General features: G+C 71.6%; 18 protein-coding genes and 1 tRNA gene. 12 read left to right on the top strand and 7 right to left on the bottom strand.

Annotated features, from left to right (window positions below; all coding sequences use genetic code 11):
- Positions 1-59 precede the first annotated feature (59 nt).
- Positions 60-764: a hypothetical protein gene (locus tag AB0E07_RS05315; protein WP_362246623.1), complete on the top strand. Its 705-nt coding sequence runs from the start codon at positions 60-62 to the stop codon at positions 762-764.
- Positions 765-782: 18 nt separating this feature from the next.
- On the opposite strand, the gene AB0E07_RS05310 is transcribed toward AB0E07_RS05315, so the two are convergent.
- The 3 genes from AB0E07_RS05310 to phoU all read right to left on the bottom strand — a co-directional run bounded on the left by AB0E07_RS05310 (position 783) and on the right by phoU (position 2125).
- Positions 783-1031 (bottom strand): SCO4226 family nickel-binding protein, encoded by a 249-nt coding sequence (locus AB0E07_RS05310; protein WP_362246621.1) that lies wholly within the window; start codon positions 1029-1031, stop codon positions 783-785.
- 132 nt (positions 1032-1163) lie between these two features.
- Positions 1164-1328 carry a hypothetical protein gene (locus AB0E07_RS05305; RefSeq protein ID WP_351927195.1) on the bottom strand — a complete coding sequence of 55 codons (165 nt, stop codon included), beginning with the start codon at positions 1326-1328 and terminating at the stop codon, positions 1164-1166.
- 107 nt (positions 1329-1435) lie between these two features.
- Positions 1436-2125, bottom strand: a complete 690-nt coding sequence (gene phoU / locus AB0E07_RS05300; protein WP_351927197.1) for a phosphate signaling complex protein PhoU — start codon at positions 2123-2125, stop codon at positions 1436-1438.
- A gap of 233 nt (positions 2126-2358) precedes the next feature.
- Between phoU and AB0E07_RS05295 the strand changes: the two genes are divergently transcribed.
- Positions 2359-3636, top strand: a complete 1278-nt coding sequence (locus AB0E07_RS05295) for an ATP-binding protein (protein ID WP_362246618.1) — start codon at positions 2359-2361, stop codon at positions 3634-3636.
- Positions 3633-4313 (top strand): response regulator transcription factor, encoded by a 681-nt coding sequence (locus AB0E07_RS05290; RefSeq protein WP_015659563.1) that lies wholly within the window; start codon positions 3633-3635, stop codon positions 4311-4313. Before AB0E07_RS05295 ends, AB0E07_RS05290 begins: the two co-directional genes overlap by 4 nt.
- 75 nt (positions 4314-4388) lie before the next feature.
- Here AB0E07_RS05290 and AB0E07_RS05285 read toward each other — a convergent pair whose 3' ends face one another.
- Positions 4389-5069, bottom strand: a complete 681-nt coding sequence (locus AB0E07_RS05285; protein WP_362246615.1) for a DUF461 domain-containing protein — start codon at positions 5067-5069, stop codon at positions 4389-4391.
- Between the two features lie 615 nt (positions 5070-5684).
- On the opposite strand from AB0E07_RS05285, the gene AB0E07_RS05280 reads away from it, so the two are divergent.
- From AB0E07_RS05280 to AB0E07_RS05255, 6 genes are all read left to right on the top strand, one after another.
- On the top strand, positions 5685-6167 hold the full coding sequence (locus AB0E07_RS05280; RefSeq protein ID WP_003953493.1) for a CarD family transcriptional regulator: 483 nt from the start codon (positions 5685-5687) through the stop codon (positions 6165-6167).
- Positions 6168-6587: 420 nt separating this feature from the next.
- Entirely contained in the window at positions 6588-7349 is a 762-nt protein-coding gene (gene ispD / locus AB0E07_RS05275; RefSeq protein WP_362246613.1) for a 2-C-methyl-D-erythritol 4-phosphate cytidylyltransferase, read from the top strand.
- Entirely contained in the window at positions 7339-7836 is a 498-nt protein-coding gene (gene ispF, locus AB0E07_RS05270; protein WP_362246611.1) for a 2-C-methyl-D-erythritol 2,4-cyclodiphosphate synthase, read from the top strand. Before ispD ends, ispF begins: the two co-directional genes overlap by 11 nt.
- Positions 7837-7888: 52 nt before the next feature.
- Positions 7889-9289 carry a cysteine--tRNA ligase gene (cysS, locus tag AB0E07_RS05265; RefSeq protein ID WP_362246609.1) on the top strand — a complete coding sequence of 467 codons (1401 nt, stop codon included), beginning with the start codon at positions 7889-7891 and terminating at the stop codon, positions 9287-9289.
- Between the two features lie 88 nt (positions 9290-9377).
- Positions 9378-10322 (top strand): 23S rRNA (guanosine(2251)-2'-O)-methyltransferase RlmB, encoded by a 945-nt coding sequence (rlmB, locus tag AB0E07_RS05260; RefSeq protein WP_362246607.1) that lies wholly within the window; start codon positions 9378-9380, stop codon positions 10320-10322.
- A 117-nt stretch (positions 10323-10439) separates the two neighbouring features.
- Entirely contained in the window at positions 10440-12062 is a 1623-nt protein-coding gene (locus AB0E07_RS05255) for a DoxX family protein (RefSeq protein WP_362246605.1), read from the top strand.
- A 127-nt stretch (positions 12063-12189) separates the two neighbouring features.
- Here AB0E07_RS05255 and AB0E07_RS05250 read toward each other — a convergent pair whose 3' ends face one another.
- From AB0E07_RS05250 to ugpC, 3 genes are all read right to left on the bottom strand, one after another.
- Positions 12190-12921 (bottom strand): nucleotidyltransferase family protein, encoded by a 732-nt coding sequence (locus AB0E07_RS05250; RefSeq protein WP_362246603.1) that lies wholly within the window; start codon positions 12919-12921, stop codon positions 12190-12192.
- Between the two features lie 744 nt (positions 12922-13665).
- A complete protein-coding gene (locus AB0E07_RS05245; RefSeq protein ID WP_362246601.1) occupies positions 13666-14124 on the bottom strand; it encodes a hypothetical protein in 459 nt (152 codons plus the stop codon).
- Positions 14125-14328: 204 nt separating this feature from the next.
- Positions 14329-15456, bottom strand: coding sequence for a sn-glycerol-3-phosphate ABC transporter ATP-binding protein UgpC (ugpC, locus tag AB0E07_RS05240; RefSeq protein ID WP_362246599.1), 1128 nt, complete (start codon positions 15454-15456; stop codon positions 14329-14331).
- Positions 15457-15661: 205 nt separating this feature from the next.
- Here ugpC and AB0E07_RS05235 point away from each other — a divergent pair.
- The 3 genes from AB0E07_RS05235 (at position 15662) to fxsT (ending at position 21633) form a co-directional block, all read left to right on the top strand.
- A tRNA-Thr gene (locus tag AB0E07_RS05235) sits at positions 15662-15735 on the top strand.
- Between the two features lie 118 nt (positions 15736-15853).
- A complete protein-coding gene (locus AB0E07_RS05230) occupies positions 15854-17320 on the top strand; it encodes a hypothetical protein (RefSeq protein ID WP_362246597.1) in 1467 nt (488 codons plus the stop codon).
- Positions 17321-17325: 5 nt separating this feature from the next.
- Positions 17326-21633 (top strand): FxSxx-COOH system tetratricopeptide repeat protein, encoded by a 4308-nt coding sequence (fxsT, locus tag AB0E07_RS05225; RefSeq protein ID WP_362246595.1) that lies wholly within the window; start codon positions 17326-17328, stop codon positions 21631-21633.
- Positions 21634-21657: the final 24 nt, after the last annotated feature.

The following is a 21657-nucleotide window of genomic DNA, read 5'->3' as shown; positions in this document are numbered from 1 at the left end:
CCTGCGCGAACGGCGCGGATCGGGGGCGTTTTCGCTGTCGGGGACCTGAGGGGAGTGTCATGGATGTCGTGCCGTTCAAGCCGTCGCTCGTCAGGGCCGTGTTCCGGGACGTGACCCCGCTGCAGGTCTCCCGGGCCGCCGCGTGGGCCGCCGCCTCGGTGACCGGGACCGTGCTGGCGGAGATCGTCGACGGCGCGCGGAGAGCGGCGGCGGAGGCGCACCGGAGCAGGCTGACCACCGGGGACCTGCTCTCGGCGCTCGACCGGGACGTCGAGCTGGAGGTGGGGTGCCGGTGGTACGAGCACAGCCCGACCTTCCGCGGCCTGACCGGTGGTGCGCGCGACGCCGGCCGCGGGTCGCGCAAGCCGCGTGCCGTGGCCGGTGCCCACCGGTTCGAGGCCGGGGTCAGGAAGCTGCTGCGGAGCCGGGGCGCGACGGCCGTCCCGGCGCTCGTCCGTGATCTGGACGGCATCGCCAGCGTGTTCCTGACGGACCTCGCCCGGGACGCCGCCATGGTCGTGCGCGAGGGCGGGGCCCGAGGCTTCGGCACGGTCACCCTCGTGACGCCGGACGAGCCGTCCGCACCCCCGACTCCGCTCCTCAAGGAGGCCCCCGCGCAGCGGTCCGTCCGCGCGGGGGACCGGCGGACCGTCGGTAGCGAGGACGTCCTGGCGGCCGCCGGGATCCAGCTGTTCGGCGGCGGCCTCAGGCACCGAGCCCTCGCCGGGGCCCGCGAGACGGCACGGCGAACCGCGCGCGGCTGACTGACGCGGGGACGGGGCTCAGACCGTCAGCGGTACGGCGTGGACCTCGTCCGCCTTGTGGCCGGCGCGTTCGTGGATGCGCTGGACCGCTTCGGCCGAGGGCGCCTCGGAGAGGCAGTAGACGACGCCGGACTCCGGGTCCGCCCACGCCTGCTTGAAGTGGACCTGCTCGTCCTTCTCGATCGCGAGGTCCGCGTTGTGCGCCTCGCGCAGCTGGTCGGCCGTGATGCCCTTCATGTGGTGGTGTACGTCCATGAACTGGGGCATGGCATGGCTCCTTCCGTTCCTGCGGGCTCCGGGCTCTCCCCTCCATGCTGCGCCCGTGCCCGGCCGACGGCATGACGAAGGGCCCCGGCGTCCTTCACCGGGGCCCTTCACCGTCGTCACAGGGGATACGGATCAACCGCACTGGCACGGGTTGCCCGACTGGCACCCGCAGCCGCAGCCCGAACCGCAGCCGCACGCGGCGATCAGGGTCAGGTTCCTGATCTCCGCTGGCTGCTCGGTCCGGCGCTCCTGCGCGGGGTCGGGTGTGGTGCCGGGCGTGCCGGGGGAGTCGGCCATGGTCCCTCCTCGTCGAGGCAGGCTGATGCCTGCTCCCCATTTCATGCCCGCACCCCAGGGCGCATCAACGGCGCACGGGGTTTTCCCGCACGCGCCCCCGAGCGTTCTCAGGCGCCCTCGACGCCCGTCACCGGCGGCAGGTCCTGCTGGAGCTCGTCGGCGTGCTCACCGGTCACCAGGAACACCACACGCTTGGCGACGGCCACCGCGTGGTCGGCGAACCGCTCGTAGTAGCGGCCCAGCAGGGTCACGTCGACGGCCGTCTCGATGCCGTGCTTCCAGCGCTCGTCCATCAGGTGCTGGAAGAGCGTGCGGTGCAGCAGGTCCATCTCGTCGTCGTCGGTCTCCATCTGGAGCGCGAGGTCGATGTCCTTGGTCACGATGACCTCGGCGGCCTTCGCCATCAGCCGCTGCGCGAGCTGCCCCATCTCCAGGATGGTGGCGTGCAGGTCGTTGGGGATCGCGCGCTCGGGGTAGCGCAGCCGGGTCAGCTTGGCCACGTGCTGGGCCAGGTCGCCGGAGCGCTCCAGGTCGGCGGACATCCGCAGCGAGGTGACGACGATCCGCAGATCGGTGGCGACCGGCTGCTGCCGGGCGAGGAGGGCTATCGCGCGCGCCTCCAGGTCGTGCTGGAGGTCGTCGACCTTCTGGTCGGCCTCGATCACGCTCTCGGCCAGCTTCAGGTCGGAGTCGAGGATGGCCGTCGTGGCCCGCCCGACGGCCGACCCGACCAGGCGGGCCATCTCCACCAGGCTGTCGCTGATCGAGTCAAGTTCCTCGTGGTACGCGTCCCGCATGAGGGTTCCCTCTCGTACGTGTCTCTTGGGGTTCCGGGGGCCGGGGCCAGTGTGCACGTCCTGCTGAACCGGCGCTATCGCACCCCACCCTCATACCGTCTGACCTGCACGCGTCCGTTTCTGCCACCCCAAATGAACCACTGCTAGCTCTCAGGTGAACTCTGGGCGACGAGTGTTCGAGGTCGCACTCGGATGGCTGTGGCCATGACCGTCGGCGTGCCTAACCTGGAGGCATGGACGTGAACGCGGCGGTCGCCGCAGCGGCAGCGATCGCCGGGGTACTCACCGGTGTCATCGCCATGCTGGCGTTCCGCTGGAGCGAACGCGACCAGGCGCGACCCACCCGAACCTCCCTGCACACCGACCCGGTCCTGCCGCCGGGCGTGGACACGGTCCTGTCCGTGCTGCGCTCCTCCGCGGTCGTACTGGACGAGGCCGACGCCGTCGTCAAGGCCAGCTCGGCCGCATACGCGCTCGGTCTGGTGCGGGGCGGCCGGCTCTCCGTGGAGCCGATGCTCCAGATGGCCCGGGACACCCGGCGCGACGGCGAGATACGGCAGGTCGAGCTGGATCTGCCCCGGCGCGGCACCGGCCGCGGCGAGGCCCTCGCGGTCTCCGCCCGGGTCGCCCCCCTCGGCTCCCGCCTGGTGCTGCTCCTCGTGGAGGACCTCACCGAGGCCCGGCGGATAGAAGCCGTACGACGTGACTTCGTGGCCAACGTCAGCCATGAGCTCAAGACTCCGGTGGGCGCCCTCTCCCTGCTCTCCGAGGCCGTCATGGACGCCTCGGACGACCCGGAGGCCGTGGAGCGGTTCGCCGGACGCATGCAGATCGAGGCGACCCGGCTCACCAACCTGGTGCAGGAGCTGATCGACCTCTCCCGGGTCCAGAACGACGACCCGCTGGAGGACGCCGAGCCGGTCCGGGTCGACGAACTGGTGGCCGAGGCCATCGACCGCTGCCGGCACGCGGCCGGCACCAAGCAGATCACCATGGCCGCCGGCGGCACCGCCGACCTGAGCATCTGGGGCAACCGCGGCCAGCTCGCGGCGGCCCTGGGCAACCTCGTCGAGAACGCCGTCAACTACTCGCCCGCCCGCACCCGCGTCGGCATAGCCGCCCGCCGGTTGCCCGCACAGGGCGGCGACCACATCGAGATCGCCGTGACCGATCAGGGCATCGGCATCTCCGACAAGGACAAGGAGCGCATCTTCGAGCGCTTCTACCGCGTCGACCCGGCCCGCTCCCGCGCCACCGGTGGCACGGGGCTCGGGCTGGCGATCGTCAAGCACGTGGCCGCCTCGCACGGCGGGGAGGTCACGGTGTGGAGTTCCGAGGGACAGGGCTCCACGTTCACCCTGAGACTGCCGGAGGCGGGCGCGGCCCGCGACCGAGCTCAGCAGCATCCCGTCCTCGACGACGAGGAAGGGCGCCCCGCCGACCCGTCCCACGACACACCCCCCGACTCAGCCGCGTACGAAACGCTTTCCGCCCCGGAGGTCCTTCCGTGACCCGAGTGCTCGTCGTCGAGGACGAGGAATCCTTCTCAGACGCCCTGTCGTACATGCTCCGCAAGGAGGGCTTCGAGGTCGCGGTCGCGACCACCGGGCCCGACGGACTCGACGAGTTCGAGCGCAACGGCGCCGACCTCGTCCTCCTCGACCTGATGCTGCCCGGCCTGCCGGGCACCGAGGTCTGCCGCCAGCTGCGCGGCCGCTCCAACGTCCCCGTCATCATGGTGACCGCCAAGGACAGCGAGATCGACAAGGTCGTCGGCCTGGAAATAGGAGCCGACGACTATGTCACCAAGCCCTTCTCCTCGCGCGAGCTGGTCGCCCGTATCCGGGCCGTCCTGCGCCGCCGCGGCGAGCCCGAGGAGGTCACCCCGGCCGCTCTGGAGGCGGGTCCGGTCCGGATGGACGTCGACCGTCACGTGGTCACGGTCTCCGGCTCGAAGGTCGACCTGCCGCTCAAGGAGTTCGACCTCCTGGAGATGCTCCTGCGCAACGCGGGCCGGGTGCTGACCCGGATGCAGCTCATCGACCGGGTCTGGGGCGCCGACTACGTCGGGGACACCAAGACCCTCGACGTCCACGTCAAGCGGCTGCGCGCCAAGATCGAGCCGGACCCGGGCGCGCCGCGCTACCTGGTGACGGTGCGCGGTCTGGGCTACAAGTTCGAGCCGTAAACAGCGCTTGCGCGAAGGGCGGGCCCCTCCTCCGGTGGATCGGAGGAGGGGCCCGCCCTTCGGCGTGCGTGCGGCTCAGTGGCCGGCGGCCGCCTGCTCCGTGGCCGAGGCCGAGGTGGCGTCGGTCGGGGTGGTCGAGTCGTCGGGGGTGCTGGACGCGTCCCCGGTCGGCTCCTCGGTCGAGGTGGCCCCGTCCGTCGGCTCGGTGCTCGGGGTGGCGGTGTCCTCGCTGGGGGCGGCCGGCACCTTGGTCGGGCCCCAGGCGGTGAAGTAGCTCTCGGCGGGGACCACGAAGGCGCGCAGGCTCACGTCACCGGTCTCGCTGAAGGCGAAGGTCACCTTCTGGGCGGCGCCGTCCTGGACGGTCTCCGGGGTGGCCTCCAGCACCGCTGACGCGTTGTCCGCGCCGCCGATGACCAGCGAACCGCCGGCCGGGACGGTCAGGCTGCCCCCCTTGGCGGCCTTCAGCGTCACCGGGCCGTCGGCGCCGTCGACGATGATCGACTCCAGCTTCTGGGCGCTGGTGCCGTTGTTGAACAGCGTCGCGGCGACGGCGGCCGGGCCGCTCGCCTCCGCGTCGGGCTGGGTGACGACGACGGCGTTCTGGATCATGATGTCGCCGACCGTGGTGGCCGCGTTGTCCGGCTTGACCTCCAGGGTCTGTGCGTTGTTGCCTGCGCCGCACGCGGCGAGCGGGAGAATCGAGAACGTGATCGCGGCGGCAGCGAGTGCGCCGCGTCGAAGGCTGCTGCTCACGGCGGCGGCAACTCCTTGACTCGAACGGGGCGGGCGCATAAAGCCGCCCTAAGTATCTGTCAGCGGCCTTAGGTTACCGAGCCGTTCCCGCGCGGCCGCACCCGACCCTCCCCTGAGTCCGACATGAGCCGTCCGCATCACCCGTCCCGTCGACCACAAGTGACCCGCGGGTCACTTTGAAGCCGGGCGCGTCCCCCATTCGCATAAGTCCCGTGCGCATACCCGGGACACCGGTGCGCGAAATTTCCGTGAAGGAATGCGCGGACCTCCGGAAATGGATCAACGACTGTGCGTCGGCCGCCCCGGTGATCAATTCCGGAATCGCCCGGGAGCCGGCCGAAGGTCACCGAACGGAGTAGCGGAAGTCGCACATGCGGAAGCGGACATATCGGGATGTTAGTCCGCTTGGCGGGGGCTCCGGATGTGTGTAACGTGCGCGTTTCTCCTCCCCTGAACAGCCGCTCCGACCTGCGAATACCTCCCTCCGGTCGGCTCGCGCAGCACGTTCCTGTTGCTGTTGTCAAGCCCCGAGATATGCCCTGACCTGCGAAAACGCCATTCAGAACCCGCCGTTTCCGTGTTACCCTGGATAGCCACGGAAGGGGTACCTGTCACATGACGTTCAAGGTTGGCGACACCGTGGTCTATCCCCATCACGGGGCCGCGCTGATCGAGGCTATCGAAACTCGCCAGATCAAAGGCGTGGACAAGACCTACTTGGTGCTGAAGGTCGCCCAGGGTGACCTGACGGTACGTGTGCCAGCGGACAATGCGGAGTTCGTCGGCGTGCGTGATGTGGTCGGTCAGGACGGGCTGGACCGGGTCTTCGAGGTGCTGCGCGCGCCGTACGCCGAGGAGCCCACGAACTGGTCCCGTCGTTACAAGGCAAATCTGGAGAAGCTCGCCTCCGGCGATGTCATCAAGGTCGCGGAAGTCGTGCGTGACCTGTGGCGTCGTGAGCGCGAGCGAGGACTCTCCGCAGGTGAGAAGCGCATGCTCGCCAAGGCCCGGCAGATCCTGGTGAGCGAGCTGGCCCTCGCGGAGAACACGAACGAGGACAAGGCGGAGGCCCTGCTCGACGAGGTCCTCGCGTCCTGACGCCCGCTCACGGCAGGCTCAGCCCATTGCTGCGCAGTTGAGAGAAGTGCCGCAAAGAAGTGCCGCGGTGCCCGATGACGCATTGCTGTCGCCGGGCGCTGCGGCATGTTCGCTTCCGCGTGGCGTCCCACGCCGGACCTCTTCGCCGTACGCCGTCCGTCTTCCCGCTGCGCACCCAGGCTTCCCGGGCTTCCCGCCGCACCCAGGGACGTCCTGCGCACGGGACATCCTGTGCCCCCCGGGACATCTTCCCGGTGCGACCTCGGAAAGTCGTCGAGAACGACTGCCCCCGATAATGATCGTGCCGGGCCCGGGCAGCTGGCTCGACCGGTGTCACGGAAGGGTCCGGTCAAGGCGTCGCGCCCGGCACTTCCCAGGCCATACCCACGCCAGGCCGGAACACAAACCTGACAGGAACCGATGTCTGACGAATCGCGCCCCTCGCCCGCGCAGGCCGGTACGAGCACCCGCACGGCCGCGGTGATTCCGGCCGCCGGCCGCGGTGTCCGCCTCGGACCCGGCGCCCCCAAGGCCCTGCGCGCGCTGGGCGGCACCCCGATGCTCATCCACGCGGTACGCGCGATGGCCGCGTCCCGCGCCGTCTCCCTGGTCGTCGTCGTGGCCCCGCCCGAGGACGCCGCCGAGGTGAAGTCCCTGCTCGAATCGCACGCCCTGCCCGAGCGGACCGACTTCCTGGTGGTCCCCGGCGGGGACTCCCGCCAGGAGTCGGTGCGGTTCGGCCTGGAAGCGCTGCCGCCCGAGTACGGCATCGTCCTCGTCCACGACGCCGCCCGGCCGCTCGTACCGGTCGACACCGTCGACGCCGTGATCGAGGCCGTGCGCGAGGGCGCCCCCGCGGTCGTCCCCGCGCTGCCGCTGGCCGACACCGTCAAGGAGGTCGAACCCGCCGGCGAGGGCGAGCCCGAACCGGTGGTCGCCACTCCGCTGCGGGCCCGGCTGCGCGCCGTGCAGACCCCGCAGGGCTTCGACCGGGAGACCCTGGTCCGCGCCCACGAGACGGTCACCGGGGAGGTCACCGACGACGCCGGCATGGTCGAACAGCTCGGCCTGACCGTCGTGGTGGTGCCCGGCCACGAGGAGGCGTTCAAGGTGACCCGCCCGCTGGACCTGGTCCTGGCCGAGGCGGTCCTGGCGCGCCGGAGGCTCAACGATGGCTTCTGAGGCACCCCTGCTGCCCCGGGTGGGCATCGGCACCGACATCCACGCCTTCGAGGAGGGCCGCGAGCTGTGGTGCGCGGGCCTGAAGTGGGAGGGCGAGGGCACCGGGCTCGCCGGACACTCCGACGCCGACGTCGTCGCCCACGCCGCCTGCAACGCGCTCTTCTCCGCGGCCGGCCTCGGCGACCTGGGCAAGCACTTCGGCACCGGGCGCCCCGAGTGGTCGGGCGCCTCCGGGGTCGTCCTGCTGACGGAGGCGGCGCGGATCGTCCGCGCGGCCGGCTTCGTCATCGGCAACGTCGCGGTGCAGGTGGTCGGCCCCCGGCCGAAGATCGGAAAGCGCCGGGAGGAGGCCGAGAAGGTCCTCTCGGAGGCGGCCGGGGCGCCGGTCTCGGTCTCCGGCGCCACGACCGACGGACTGGGGTTCCCCGGCAGGGGTGAGGGACTGATGGCCGTGGCGACCGCACTGGTGGCGCGCACCACAGCCTGAGTGTTGTCCACAACCGTCGGAGGCACCCGCTTCCGCCTACTACCCTGGACTCGTGACTATTCGCCTGTACGACACCAGCGCCCGGCAGATCCGTGACTTCACCCCGCTCAAGCCGGGTTGTGTCTCGATCTACCTCTGTGGCGCCACCGTGCAGGCGGCCCCGCACATCGGCCACATCCGGTCCGGGCTGAACTTCGACATCATGCGCCGCTGGTTCGAGTACCGCGGCTACGACGTCACGTTCGTCCGCAACGTCACGGACATCGACGACAAGATCATCACCAAGTCCGCCGACCAGGGCCGCCCCTGGTGGTCCATCGGGTACGAGAACGAGCGGGCCTTCAACGACGGCTACGACGCCCTCGGCTGCCTGCCGCCCACGTACGAGCCGCGGGCCACCGGTCATGTCACCGAGATGGTCGAGATGATGCGCGGCCTGATCGAGCGCGGCCACGCCTACGAGGCCGACGGCAACGTCTACTTCGACGTGAAGTCCTTCCCCGAGTATCTGCGCCTGTCCAACCAGGAGCTGGACAACCTGCTCCAGCCCTCCGGCGAGGGCGAGACGGGCAAGCGGGACAGCCGGGACTTCGCGATGTGGAAGGCGGTCAAGCCGGGCGAGCCGAGCTGGGAGACACCGTGGGGCCGGGGCCGGCCCGGCTGGCACCTGGAGTGCTCGGCGATGGCCCACAAGTACCTGGGCTCCGCCTTCGACATCCACGGCGGCGGCCTGGACCTGATCTTCCCGCACCACGAGAACGAGATCGCCCAGGCCAAGGCCTTCGGCGACGAGTTCGCCCGGTACTGGGTGCACAACGCCTGGGTCACCATGAGCGGCGAGAAGATGTCCAAGTCGCTCGGCAACTCCGTGCTCGTCAGCGAGATGGTCAAGAACTGGCGCCCCGTCGTGCTGCGCTACTACCTCGGCACCCCGCACTACCGGTCGATGATCGAGTACAGCGAGGAGGCCCTGCGCGAGGCCGAGGCCGCGTTCGCGCGGATCGAGGGCTTCGTGCAGCGCGTCGTCGAGCTGGCCGGCCACGCCGTGGAGCCGGCCGGCGAGGTGCCGACCGCCTTCGCCGAGGCGATGGACGACGACCTCGGCGTGCCGCAGGCGCTCGCCGTCGTCCACACCACCGTCCGGCAGGGCAACTCCGCCCTCGCCGCCGACGACAAGGAAGCCGCCGTGGCCCGCCTCGCCGAGGTGCGCGCCATGCTCGGCGTCCTCGGCCTGGACCCGCTGGCCCCGCACTGGGCGGGTGAGAGCGACCGGGGCGAGGACCTGCACGGCGTCGTCGACAGCCTCGTGCGCCTGGTCCTCGACCAGCGGGAGTCCGCCAGGGCCCGCAAGGACTGGGCGACCGCGGACGCCATCCGGGACCAGCTCAAGCAGTCGGGCCTGGCCATCGAGGACAGTCCGCAGGGGCCCCGCTGGAGCCTCGGCGCGCGCTGAACGCAGTGATCGATTGTGCCGCCCGGCCCTCCGGGCGGCACACTGCATAGACGTACGTTTTCCACCGCTACACACAGACGGGTAGGTCATGGCCGCGAACAACCGCCGCATGTCCGGCAAGAAGGGCGCGCAGGTCGGCAGTGGCGGCCAGCGGCGCCGGGGCCTGGAAGGCAAGGGGCCGACGCCGCCCGCCGAGATGCGCAAGGGGCACGCCAAGCAGCGCGCCGCCAACGCGAAGGTGCGACGCGCCCAGGGCCGTCCGCAGACGCAGCGGCGCGGCGGCGGCCGGTCGACGTCCGAGCTGGTCGTCGGGCGCAACCCGGTCGTCGAGGCGCTGCGCGAGGGCGTCCCGGCGTCCACGCTCTACGTCCAGCAGTTCATCGACAACGACGAGCGGGTGCGCGAGGCGCTCCAGCTCGCGGCCGAGCGCGGCGGCATCAACCTGATGGAGGCCCCGCGTCCCGAGCTGGACCGGATGACCAACGGCCTCAACCACCAGGGCCTGGTCCTCCAGGTCCCGCCGTACGAGTACGCCCACCCCGAGGACCTCGCGGACGCCGCGGCGGACGCGGGCGAGGACCCGCTGATCATGGCGCTCGACGGGGTGACCGACCCGCGCAACCTCGGCGCCGTCGTGCGCTCCGTCTCCGCCTTCGGCGGCCACGGCGTCGTCGTGCCCGAGCGGCGCGCGGCCGGGATGACGGCCGGCGCCTGGAAGACGTCGGCGGGTACCGCCGCGCGCACCCCGGTCGCCCGCGCCACCAACCTCACGCGCGCCCTGGAGCAGTACAAGAAGGCCGGGATCACGGTCGTCGGTCTCGCCGCCGACGGCGAGGCCGAACTGGGCGACCTCGAAGCGCTCGGCGGCCCGGTCGTCATCGTCGTCGGCAGCGAGGGCAAGGGCCTGTCCCGGCTGGTCGGGGAGACCTGCGACGTCCGGGTGCGGATCCCGATGCCGGGTGGCGCCGAGTCGCTCAACGCCGGTGTGGCGGCGGGGATCGTGCTGTACGAGGCGGCGCGCCGACGCGGCTGAACGCGCGTCCGTACCGTCGCCCGTACGGGGCAATCCGGTCGTGCAGGGCAAGCTTGACGCGGTCCGGACAGATCCGGCAGGTCAAAGCAGTGTCCTAACCACACGTCACTCGGTTAGATGAGTGTGGACACCAGAACACCCCGCACACCCACGGGGGACCGCTCGTCGGGATTCGACGACGCTCCCGCGCTGAGCATGGTGAAGGTGCCGAGCGATCCGGCGCAGATCATCGTCAATCACGCGAGTTTCCGCGTGCAGTTGGGCGCGTCGACGAGGCGCAGCCAATCGCCGCGGATCGCACGGCACTTGAGCGCCGCCGAGGACACCGCCCGCATGCCCGTGGTCGGCGCCGCGCCCGCCGCCCGACGCCGGCCCGTCGTCTGGAGCGGCAAGTCCGCCCCCGACGACACCGGCGCCCACCGGCTCCTCCAGGCGGTGCGGGGCGCCGGCGTCACCCACGCCGACGAACCGGCCGACGCCGGCGCCACACAGGTCATCCCGCGCCTCGACGAGTCCTACGGCGGCGACGGTTACGACGATCTCGCGCAGACCGTCGAGACCCCGCTCGTGGGCGCCCAGCGCACCCCGCCCGACGGCGAGGGCACCCGGCTGCTGCCCGACATGCGCCGGGTCGGCAGCGCGTACGACGAGGAACTCGGGTACGACGAGGAGCAGTTCGCGGAGCCGGAGGAGGAGCCCCGCGGCCGCCGGCACGGCGACGACCCCGCGCGGCACGCCTACTACCCGGGCCGCCGCATGAACCTGGGCGTGGTCCTCCTCCCGCTGCGCATCTTCCTCGGCTTCATCTCCATCTACGCCGGCATGGGCAAGCTCTGCGACCCCGTCTACTTCGACGGCGGCAAGCGCGGCTCGATGGTGAAGTGGCTCAACACCCTGCACCCCTGGGAAGTCGCCGAGCCGCTGCGCCAGTTCGCCCTGGAGCACCCGGTCGGCTCCGGTCTGGTGATCGCCTTCTTCCAGGTCATCGTGGGTGTCCTCACGATCCTGGGCTGCTGGCAGCGGGTCGCCGCTGTGGTGGGCGCGCTGCTGTCGGCCGCGCTGCTGCTCACCGTGAGCTGGAAGAGCGTCCCGGTCTACGACGCCCCCGACATCATCTACCTCGCCGCCTGGTCGCCGCTGATCATCGCCGGTGCCCCCGTCTACTCCGTGGACGGCCGTCTGGCGGGCAGCGCCTGGCGCAGGCTCGGTCCGCGCGCCGACATCTGGGACCTGCGCCGCTACGTGCTGCGCCGGGGCGCCCTGATCACCGCCATCGTGACCGGCCTGACGCTGCTGCTCGGCTCGCTGCTCGGCGGTGCCGTCCGGGACGCGGACCGGGTCGTCGTCCCCGGCCCCGGCGAGGCCCCGCGCAACGAACTGCCCGGCACGCCGCTTCCCTCGGAGCCCGGCGAGCGGCGCCAGCGCACTCCCTCGGCGTCCACGACACCTACCCAGGGCGCCACCACGGCGGCCCCCACGGCGGGCGCCGCCGCGACCCCGGACGCCACCCGGGACACCGGCACCGCCGGTACGGCGGGTACGACCGGCGCGCCCAGCCAGACCCAGGGCACCGGGGGTCAGGCCCCGCCCCAGCAGACCACCCCGGCGGAGCAGGCCCCCAGCACCACTGCGGGCCCGACCACGGGCGGCACCACCGGCGGCGACAGCACGCCGGGCGGCTCGGGAGGCGGAGGCTCGACCTCCGGTGAACCGGGCCTGGTGGGCGGCCTGTTGGGGTAGATGGGCCGGTGGGCGGCATCCTGGGTTGAGCCCACCGGCAGCACGCACGACGAACCCAACCGGATCCCCGCGCCGAACGGCGCGGGGATCCGCGCGTCGGGCGTGGGTCGTTACCGGGGGCTTTGGCTCAGCGGAGGGCGGCGAGTTCCTTGGCCGCCTCGGTCAGGTCCTTGGCGGTGTCGATGGCCCGCCAGTAGGAGCCCTGGGGGAGCGGGAAGCCGGCCAGCTTCAGCTCACGGGCCAGCCGCGGGAAGGTGGTCCGCTCGTGGTCCCCGAGTTCGGGGAGCAGCGCGGCGAACTCGGCGGAGAAGACGTACACACCCGCGTTGATCTCGTACGTCGTGGGCGGCGCCTCGATGAAGTCGGTGACGTGACCGAAGCCGTCCGTCTGCACGGCGCCCCAGGGGATGCGCGGCCGGGCCAGCGCGAGGGTCGCGGTGGCGGCCCGCTCGGTGTGGAAGTCCGCCATGTCGCGCAGCGAGAACCGGGTCCAGATGTCCCCGTTCGTGGCGTACCAGGGCTGGTCGGGGTGGGGGAGGTGGGCGGCCGCGTACTTGAGGCCGCCGCCGCGTCCGAGGGGCTCCGTCTCGACGACCGTGGTGACCTCGACCGGAAGGTCGGCCCCGTCGAGCCACTCCTTGAGCACGTCCGCGAGGTGGCCGCAGCTGACCACGACGTGGGTCACGCCCTCCTCGGCGAGCCAGGCGAGCTGGTGGCCGATGATCGGGGTTCCCGTGCCGGGGATCTCGACCATCGGCTTGGGCCGGTCGTCGGTGTACGGACGCAGCCGGCTGCCCTGGCCGCCGGCCAGGATCACGGCTTGTACGGGGAGGGTGGTGGCGGCGTTCGGATCGGTCATGGTCCGAACTGTACGGGGGGTGCGGTGAGGGGGTTCGGGTGTGGGCGGGCCCTGGGGTGCTGGGGGTGCGCTGGGGGGGTGGGGGTGCCCTGAGGGGGTGGGGGGTGGTTGGGGGTGGGAGAGTGCGGGTGGGGTGGTGGCTGGGCGCGCAGTTCCCCGCGCCCCTGGGGGCCTGGGGCCTCCGGCCCCTGCCCCCGACGTCATACGTCGCCGTCCGTCGTCGACCGACGGGCGTGGGGTGGTCCCCGGCCGTCTCCGGAACCCCGGAAGCCGTGAAGTGCGCCCGGAGACCCCGATCCTCGCGCAGGTCCCCGCACGGTGCGCGAGCCCGCCGGGCCGTGGGCGAGGAAGGCCCGCGAGCGCACATGCAAGCGAGCCTGCACGGCACGCGAGCCAGAGGCGAGCCAGACGCGAGCCAGATGGGCTCGTGAGCCGGTGAGGGCGGCAGGCACGCGAGTCCGCCGGGCCGGCACGGCCAGTAAGGGCCCAGGCCCGCCGGGCCCGTAGGCAGGTAAGCCCGCGAGCAGGCGAGCCCACCTCGGGCCTGGAGGCGACGTGGGCGTGAGGCCATGTGCACGGTGGGGGTCGTGGCCTCTGGGGGCCTCGGGGGTGTTGGGTACCCCTCGAAGCGCCCCCACCGCCACGACCCCCTGGAAGTCGTCCCAGGGGGTCGCCCGGCCCCTCGGCGTTCGGGGTGGGGCCGGGCCCCGCCGCGAGGGGCGGTGGGGCCCGGGGTGGGGGTGGCTAGCGGTGGGCCGCTGCCACGCCGGTGGCGAAGGCGGTGTCGCAGACCGGGCGGGCGTAGGACTGGGCACGGGCCGGCCCGTAGACACGGACCGCGGCACGGCCCAGGGCGCGCGCGATGGAGGCGCAGTGCTTGGCGAGCGACGGGCGCCCGTTCACGGCCTCCTGGAGGTGGGTCAGCGCGACGCCAGGGTTCTTCTGCACCAGCTCGGTCATCAGCCGGTCGCGCAGCAGGTCCTGCGGGGCGCGGGAGGCCGAGCCGGGCTTGGCGTCCGAGACCGCTGCGTCCGACGCCGTGAGCACGGAGTTCGAGGAGGGGTTCCCCGACCAGTTGACCCGGGTGACCGCGAGGGTCCCGGAGAGCACCAGGACGACGGGCAGGACGAGGGCGAGGGAGCGGCCGATCCGGTGGGCGGGGCCCCGGCCGCGTCGCGTCTGTTGGTTAGTGGAGTGCTTCACGCGAGTGAGGGTAGCGCCCGGTAATGATTTGGCGACATTTAGTCACTGGTTCGGGGGATGAAGTGGTGCCTCTTTTTGGGTAGAGGGTTGACGGCCGCAGATCGAAATGGGTGGTATGCCGGGGTATTTGTCGACACGGGAAGGGCCCCGCAGCGCACTGCGGGGCCCTTCTCGTCAACCTGGGTGATTCACCCGGTTCGTGCCTCAGTCGGTGAGACGCTCACCCGTGGAGGTGGAGAACACGTGGGTCTCGCCCGCGCGCGGCACGACGTGCAGCTGGGAGCCCTTCTCCGGGACCTGGCGGCCGTTGACGCGGACGACGAGGTCCTTCGTCTCACCGTTGACCTCGGCGGTGCCGTAGACGTAGCCGTCGGCACCGAGCTCCTCGACGACGTTGACGGAGACGGCGAGACCGGCCGGGCCGTCCGCGCTCTCCTTGGAGAGACCGGAGGCGCCCAGCTCGACGACCTCGAAGTGCTCGGGGCGGACGCCGACGGTGACCGTGCGGTCGCCCTTGTCGGCGGCGGCCTTCAGCGCGTCACGGTTGACCGGGACGACGCTGTTGCCGAACTTCACGCCGCCGTCGGTGATCGGGACCTCGACCAGGTTCATGGCGGGGGAGCCGATGAAGCCGGCGACGAAGAGGTTGGCCGGACGGTCGTACATGTTGCGCGGGGAGTCGACCTGCTGGAGCAGACCGTCCTTGAGGACCGCGACGCGGTCGCCCATGGTCATGGCCTCGACCTGGTCGTGGGTGACGTAGACCGTGGTGATGCCCAGGCGGCGCTGGAGCGAGGCGATCTGCGTACGGGTGGAGACGCGGAGCTTGGCGTCGAGGTTCGACAGCGGCTCGTCCATGAGGAAGACCTGGGGCTCACGCACGATGGCGCGGCCCATCGCCACACGCTGGCGCTGACCGCCGGAGAGCGCCTTCGGCTTGCGGCCGAGGTACTCGGTGAGGTCGAGGATCTTCGCCGCGTCCTCGACCTTCTGGCGGATCTCGGCCTTGTTGACGCCGGCGATCTTGAGCGCGAAGCCCATGTTGTCGGCGACCGTCATGTGCGGGTAGAGCGCGTAGTTCTGGAACACCATGGCGATGTCCCGGTCCTTGGGCGGCAGGTGGGTGACGTCGCGGTCGCCGATGCGGATGGCGCCGCCGTTGACGTCCTCGAGCCCCGCGAGCATGCGGAGCGAGGTGGACTTGCCACAGCCGGACGGGCCGACGAGGACGAGGAACTCGCCGTCCTCGATCGCGATGTCGAGACCGTCGACGGCGGGCTTGGTGGAACCCGGGTAGATGCGGGTCGCCTTGTCGAACGTAACAGTGGCCATGGTGATGGGCCCCCTTCTACCGGCAGGAACGTGCCGGACGATCCGTTGTAGGAAGGTGGTGGTGTAGTCCAAGCGAGTGGACCGAACTCGGACGGTACCTGTCGTTCACCTGGTCTGTCAGTACTTGGACCCCTGTGAACTTCGCGGAAATTTTCGACGGGGTCGCGCCGGGCGGTGGGTACACTGCACGGGCACGCAGGTGCATGCCTCCTTAGCTCAGCTGGTCAGAGCGCCGCTCTTGTAAAGCGAAGGTCGTCGGTTCGAATCCGACAGGGGGCTCTCTCCTCTCCCGGGCCGTCCGGTGTCTCCGGGCCCCTCCTTTCCCCTGCCGCGGTGCCCTCCGCCGCCGTACGCTGGTCGGCACGACGGGTCCGCGCCGGCTGGGGGAGGCAATGGAGTGAGGAGCCCGGAACGGGTCCGCAACGAGCTGCGCGCGGCCATCGTGGACGCCCTTCAGGAATCGGCGACGGTGACGCAGACGGCCAGCCGCGAGTTATGGCGGGACATGCTCGTCGACGAGCTGGGCGCGCCGGTGGAACCCTTCGGCGGTGACCGCCTGCGGCCCTGGCTGCTCCACGTCGTCAAGGCGTGCACGGCGGTCGAGGACGGTCCCGCCTGTCTGGTGCGGTCACTGGAGTACGTGGAGCAGCAGTCGGCCACGGTCGCGGCGTTATGGCCGCTGGTGGACGAGTGGGAGGCCGTCGACTTCTTCGGGGGCGCCGACCTCGGCACCCTGCGGCAGGTCCTGGAGTCCCTCGGCTCGGCCGAGCTGGCCGGGATGGCGCGACGGGCCAGCCGGTCCCGGGTGCAGGAGCTGCCGCCCTGGTGCCGCACGGGCTGGCAGGTCTTCCTCCGGCTGGCCGGTGAGAACTCCCCCACGGGCGGGTTGCCGCCCAGCATGGCCTTCCTGGCCCTGGCCGCCGACCGGCTGGTGGAGGACGGCCGGATGGAGGACGCGGAGGGCCTGCGCCGGTTCAACCGCGGAGAGGCGCAGAAGCTGCGTCTGGACGGTCTGCTGGCCGAGTGGCAGCACTCGGAGCTTCCGCAGCCGGCGCCCTCGGTGGTGCCTGCCTACCTCATGATCCAGTTCGAGCCGGACCGCAACGAGGCCGGCCGTTTCTACTTCACCTACTGGCGGCAGTCCGACTCGACCGGCTGGCATCCGGTGCGGGGCGAGACCCTTCACCTGTGCCGGGCCGAGCTGCCGGGCGCGGTGGAGCGGCTGATCGAGGAGTCCGAGGCGCGCTGGGCCGAGCTGCGGCAGCCGGTCGTCCTGGAGTTCATCCTGCCCTGGGAACTGCTCAACGAGCCGGTCGAGTGGTGGTCGAAAGAGGCGGACCATCCCGAACCGACACCGCTCGCCCTGGACTATCCGGTTCTGGTCAGATCCCTGGAGCGGCTGCACCGCGCCGCCTGGCACCGGCCCTGGCACGCCAAGTGGCGGCAGCTGAAGGAACGTCCGGCCGACAGCCACCCGCACTGGAGCCGCCCGGCCGAGGACGGGTCGTACTTCTTCCATCTGGAGCGGGAGCTGAAGGAGGACGGGCACGCCGTGTGCCTGGTGCTCAGCGAGCCGCCGGGTGACGACTCGGGCACCGGACGGCGCGAGGTGCTGGCCGGGCTGCGGGCCGGGGTGCCGGCGATGATCTGGCACCGCTCCGACTGCTCCGACCCCGGCTTCCAGGACGCCATCGGCGAGATCCTCCAGGACCGCGGGCTCGGCAGCCTCGCGGAGTCCGTCGCCAAGTGGCGCAACGACGCGCTCGCGCTCGGCCCCGACGGCTGGGACGGTCACGTCGGACGCCATCTGGCCATCCTTCTGGACGACCCCGAGCGTCAGCCGGGCCCCGCGGGACCGGTGTAGCGGCGATGACTGCGCAGAGCGGGCCCGGGCGCCCGGCCCGGCCCGGTGACGGCTTCTCGCCGATACGCGTACCCGAGTGGCAGACGGCCTTGCACGCGGCACTGGGCGGTGCCACGCTGGACGCGAGACAGGCTGGCGTCTGCACCGCAGGGGGGCGCGTTCCGTCCGCCGTTCCATCCGCTGATCGACTGTCCCTTTTGTGCACCCCCCTCCCCCTGTGGCCTGCCGTCTTGCACCGTATGCCGACCACTGCCAGGCTTGGCACGTGGATGTCACGCATGCCCGCGAACGGCGGGGTTCCTCTATGGCGCTCCCTTCGTTCCCGGGCCTTACCGGACGCTCTGAGAGCGCTTATGCAGTGTGACGATGCTCCACGACCAACTGCGGAGACCGCGGCTGACCAACCGTCATTCGACGCCGTCCCGCACGCCCTGAGTGAACTGGCGCGCTCCTCCTCGGCGGACCCCCCGTCGGTGCTCCTCGTGATCGACGACCACGCCACCATGCGGGTGTGGGACGAGACGGTCGACCGGCTGGCCGGCCAACTCGCCCTGGAGGAAGGGCTGGGCGAGGTCAGCTCCGTACGGCTGCTCAGCTCCGACGACACCGAGCCGGCCCGGATCCGGCTCGAACAGCTGCCGCCCGCCCCGTCCGAGCGCCGGGTGGTGCTCGTGCTCACCGACGGGCTGGCCGCGGGCTGGCGGTCGGACGCGGTGCTGCCGCTGCTGCGTGAGCTGGGCCGGGCCGAGCCGCTCGCCGTACTGCACCTGCTGCCGCAGCACTTGTGGTCCCGGGCCGGGATCGAGGCCCACCGCATGCGGTTCAGCAACTCCCGCCCCTGGGCGGCCAACGACACCCTGCGCTGGGAACTGCGCACCTCCCCGCTCGAACCCGTCGACGACCCCGACGCCCGTACCGGTGTGATCCCCGTGCCCGTGCTGGAGCCCACCGAGCGCTCCCTGTCGGGCTGGGTCGGGCTGGTCACCGGAGCCTCCGGGGAGTGGGTGGAGATGTCCGGCGTGCGGGCCCGCGACTGGAAGCGGCGGGCGGACGCGGCGCGGGCCGTGCCGTGGGTGGTGGACGTACCGGATCCGGCCAGTGGCGTACCGCCCTGGGAGCGGGTCTCGGACTTCCGGGCCGCCGCCTCCCCGACGGCCTTCGAACTCGCCAAGCGACTGGCTGCGGCGCCACTGACGCTGCCCGTGATGACCGCCGTGACCGCCTCGGTGCCGGGCGCCGGGCCGGCCCATCTGGCGGAACTGCTGATGAGCGGGCTGGTGCGGCCCTCCGGCGCGGACGCCGAGCGGGTGGCCGACGTGACGTACGTCTTCGGCCCCAACATCCGCCAGGAGTTATTGGCGCTCTCCCGGCGCAGGGACACCGCCCGGGTGCTGCGTGATGTGCGCGGGCTGCTCACCGACGCGCCGCGGGACGAGGATCCCGTCCTGCCCGCCCCCGGGGAACTCCTCGAAACGGACGAGGTGCCCTCGGTGACCCGGGGCAATCTCGCCTTCCTGCGCGTCGAACTCGCCGCGCTGCGGGCGCTGTCCGGGAAGTTCCTCCCGAGGGCCGAACGCCTGGCCCGCGCACTGCGCGACTACGACCGCCAGAACTCCGTGAGCCTGCGCAAGGGCGTGGGCCTCCGCACCGCTCCTCCGAGCGACGACCCCCTCGACGCCGAACAGGCCGCGACGCCGGCCGGTACAACTTCAGAAGGAGTCACGCCCATGACCACCACGCAGACCCAGCCCGCGGTGGAGAGCGGGCGTTCGACGCCGCGCGTGTGGGGCAACATCCCGCCGCGCAACCCGAACTTCACCGGTCGCGTGGACCTTCTGGAGGCGCTCAGTGAACGTCTGAGCGAGGGAACGACCACCACGGTGCTGCCCGAGGCCATCCACGGCATGGGCGGTGTCGGCAAGACGCAGTTGGCGATCGAGTACGCATACCGCCATCAGGCTGATTACGACGTGGTGTGGTGGATCCCCGCCGAGCGGCCGGGACAGATCGGGCAGGCGTTGGTGGAACTGGCCCAGCGGCTGGGGCTGGTCACCAGTGGCGAGAACAACATCGCCGGGCCGGCCGTGCGGGAGGCGCTGCGCGAGGGACGGCCCTACGCCCGCTGGCTGCTGATCTTCGACAACGCGGACAGGCCGGAGGCAGTGCGGGACTACTTCCCCACCACCAAGTCCAGTGACGGGGGCACCGGCCACATCCTGGTCACTTCCCGCAACCGGCGCTGGAGCGTGGTCGGCCCCTCCCTTGAGGTCGATGTCTTCACCCGTGAGGAGAGCAAGGAGCTGCTGCGCCGTTCCGGCCCGGACGGTCTCGACGACGCCGAGGCGAACCGCCTCGCCGACGCCCTCGGCGACCTGCCGCTCGCGCTCGAACAGGCGGCCGCCTGGCGGGCGGAGACCGGGATGCCGGTCTCGGAGTACCTGCGGCTGTTCGAGCACAAGCGGGCCGAGCTGCTGGAAGTCTCCCCGCCGCCGGACTACCAGCTCCCGGTCGCCGCCGCGTGGAACGTCTCGCTGGACCACCTGGAGACCCGCAGCCCCACCGCGCTCCGCCTGCTCCAGCTGTGCTCCTACTTCGCACCCGACCCGATCTCGCGGTCCATCTTCTCCGGGCTCGGCGGCTCCAGCATCGACCCCGAACTGGACCGGGCGCTGAACGACCCGATGCGCCTCGCGCGCGCGGTCCGCGAGATCAACCGCTACTCGCTCGCCCGCATCGACCACCGGACCAACTCCATCGAAATGCACCGTCTGGTCCAGGCCGTGCTGATCCACCGTATGAACACCGAGGAACAGAACCGCATGCGCAACGGGGCTCACACCCTTCTCGCCGCCGCGGACCCCAAGGGTCCCAACCAAGCGGCCAACTGGCCCCGCTACGCCGAGCTGTACGGCCACGTGATCGCCTCCAGCGCGATCGAGTCCGACCAGCCGTGGGTGCGTGAACTCGTGATGAACATCGCCAAGTACCTCTGGTACTGGGGTGACCACAAGGTGGCCCGCGAGTTCACCGAGCAGACCTGGCAGACCTGGCAGTCCCTGTTCGGCGAGGAGGACCAGCAGACCCGGCTGATGGGCTGGTGGCTGTGCTTCCTGTACCTGAAGGTCGGACGCTACGACGACGCCTCGCGAGTGGTCGCGCAGCTCAAGGCCATCTACGGCCGCACCGCTCCCGAGGGGCGGGAGGACACCCGCGAGGACGCGCTGGAGGCGATGATGCTGGAGGCGGCGGTGCGCCGGGCCCAGGGCGACTTCGCGGCCGGTGCCGAACTGGACGAGATGGCCTACGACCGGGCCCGCCGCGCGTTCGGCGACGACGACCCGACGACCCTGGGCACCGCGCACAACCTCGGCGTGAGCCTGCGACTGGTGGGCGAGTTCCGGCGGGCACTGGAACTGGACCAGCACACGCACGTGTTGAAGACCAGGCTCTACGGGCGCGACCACCACCAGTCGCTGATCACCGAGGGCAGTATCGCCATCGACGTCCGCGAGACCGGCGACTACGTCGGCGCGCGGTCGCTCCAGGAGGCCGTCGTGGACGGCTTCCGGCCCGTGTTCGGCGCCGGGAACCCCTCTACCCTCCAGACCCTGCGTCAGCTCGGTGAGGCCTGCCGCAAGGAGGGCGACCACGCGACGGCGCTGGAGCTGGCGCGGGAGGCCTTCAACCAGTTCACCCGCCGCTACGGCGACACCCACCCGGAGTCCCTCACGGCCGCGCTGGCGCTCTCGGTGGCGCTGCGTCACAACGGGGAACTGGAGGCGGCGCGGGACCGGGGTGCCAAGACGAGCGAGCGGTTCCGGCGGGTGTTCCGGGCCGATCATCCGCATGTGCTGGCCGCCGATGTCGACCTTGCCGTGACGTTGCGCTTGCTGGGCCGGGTCGAGGAGGCGCGGGCGCTGGACGAGGAGGCGCACGCCTCCCTGACCGCCCGTCTCGGCGGGAGCCACCCGATCGCGCTCGCCTGCGCCATCAATCTGGCCAGCGATCTCAGCGCTCTCGGCCGGGTGAGCGAGGCCTGCGCGCTCGGCCGGCGGTCGCTGGAGCTGAGCCGTGAGCGGATGGGCGAGAACCACCCGACCGCACTGGTGTGCGCGGCGAACCTCTCGCTGGATCTGACGGCACTCGGCGAGGAGGACGAGGCGGAGGCGCTGCGGGCGGACACCCTCGCCCGGATGGAGCAGGTGCTGGACGCGCCGCGACTGCGGTCGGCGGATCCGGCGCCGCACCCGGCGACCGTGCAGACTCGGGCCCGGGAGCGGGCCAACTGCGACATCGACCCGATGCCCCTGTGAGCTGAGGCCGCGTGCGCGAAGGGC

This window comes from Streptomyces sp. NPDC048002, assembly GCF_040653275.1.
Taxonomy (GTDB): domain Bacteria; phylum Actinomycetota; class Actinomycetes; order Streptomycetales; family Streptomycetaceae; genus Streptomyces.
This window is presented reverse-complemented; position numbering and strand designations above follow the sequence as displayed.

Bases quoted from the DNA above. Each gene is read 5' to 3' on its own strand.
- AB0E07_RS05310 (WP_362246621.1), bottom strand. From the start codon at position 1,031: ATGCCCCAGTTCATGGACGTACACCACCACATGAAGGGCATCACGGCC.
- fxsT (WP_362246595.1), top strand. From the start codon at position 17,326: ATGACTGCGCAGAGCGGGCCCGGGCGCCCGGCCCGGCCCGGTGACGGC.
- AB0E07_RS05305 (WP_351927195.1), bottom strand. From the start codon at position 1,328: ATGGCCGACTCCCCCGGCACGCCCGGCACCACACCCGACCCCGCGCAG.
- phoU (WP_351927197.1), bottom strand. From the start codon at position 2,125: ATGCGGGACGCGTACCACGAGGAACTTGACTCGATCAGCGACAGCCTG.
- AB0E07_RS05255 (WP_362246605.1), top strand. From the start codon at position 10,440: ATGAGTGTGGACACCAGAACACCCCGCACACCCACGGGGGACCGCTCG.
- ispD (WP_362246613.1), top strand. From the start codon at position 6,588: ATGTCTGACGAATCGCGCCCCTCGCCCGCGCAGGCCGGTACGAGCACC.
- AB0E07_RS05250 (WP_362246603.1), bottom strand. From the start codon at position 12,921: ATGACCGATCCGAACGCCGCCACCACCCTCCCCGTACAAGCCGTGATC.
- ugpC (WP_362246599.1), bottom strand. From the start codon at position 15,456: ATGGCCACTGTTACGTTCGACAAGGCGACCCGCATCTACCCGGGTTCC.
- rlmB (WP_362246607.1), top strand. From the start codon at position 9,378: ATGGCCGCGAACAACCGCCGCATGTCCGGCAAGAAGGGCGCGCAGGTC.
- AB0E07_RS05315 (WP_362246623.1), top strand. From the start codon at position 60: ATGGATGTCGTGCCGTTCAAGCCGTCGCTCGTCAGGGCCGTGTTCCGG.
- AB0E07_RS05295 (WP_362246618.1), top strand. From the start codon at position 2,359: ATGGACGTGAACGCGGCGGTCGCCGCAGCGGCAGCGATCGCCGGGGTA.
- AB0E07_RS05280 (WP_003953493.1), top strand. From the start codon at position 5,685: ATGACGTTCAAGGTTGGCGACACCGTGGTCTATCCCCATCACGGGGCC.
- ispF (WP_362246611.1), top strand. From the start codon at position 7,339: ATGGCTTCTGAGGCACCCCTGCTGCCCCGGGTGGGCATCGGCACCGAC.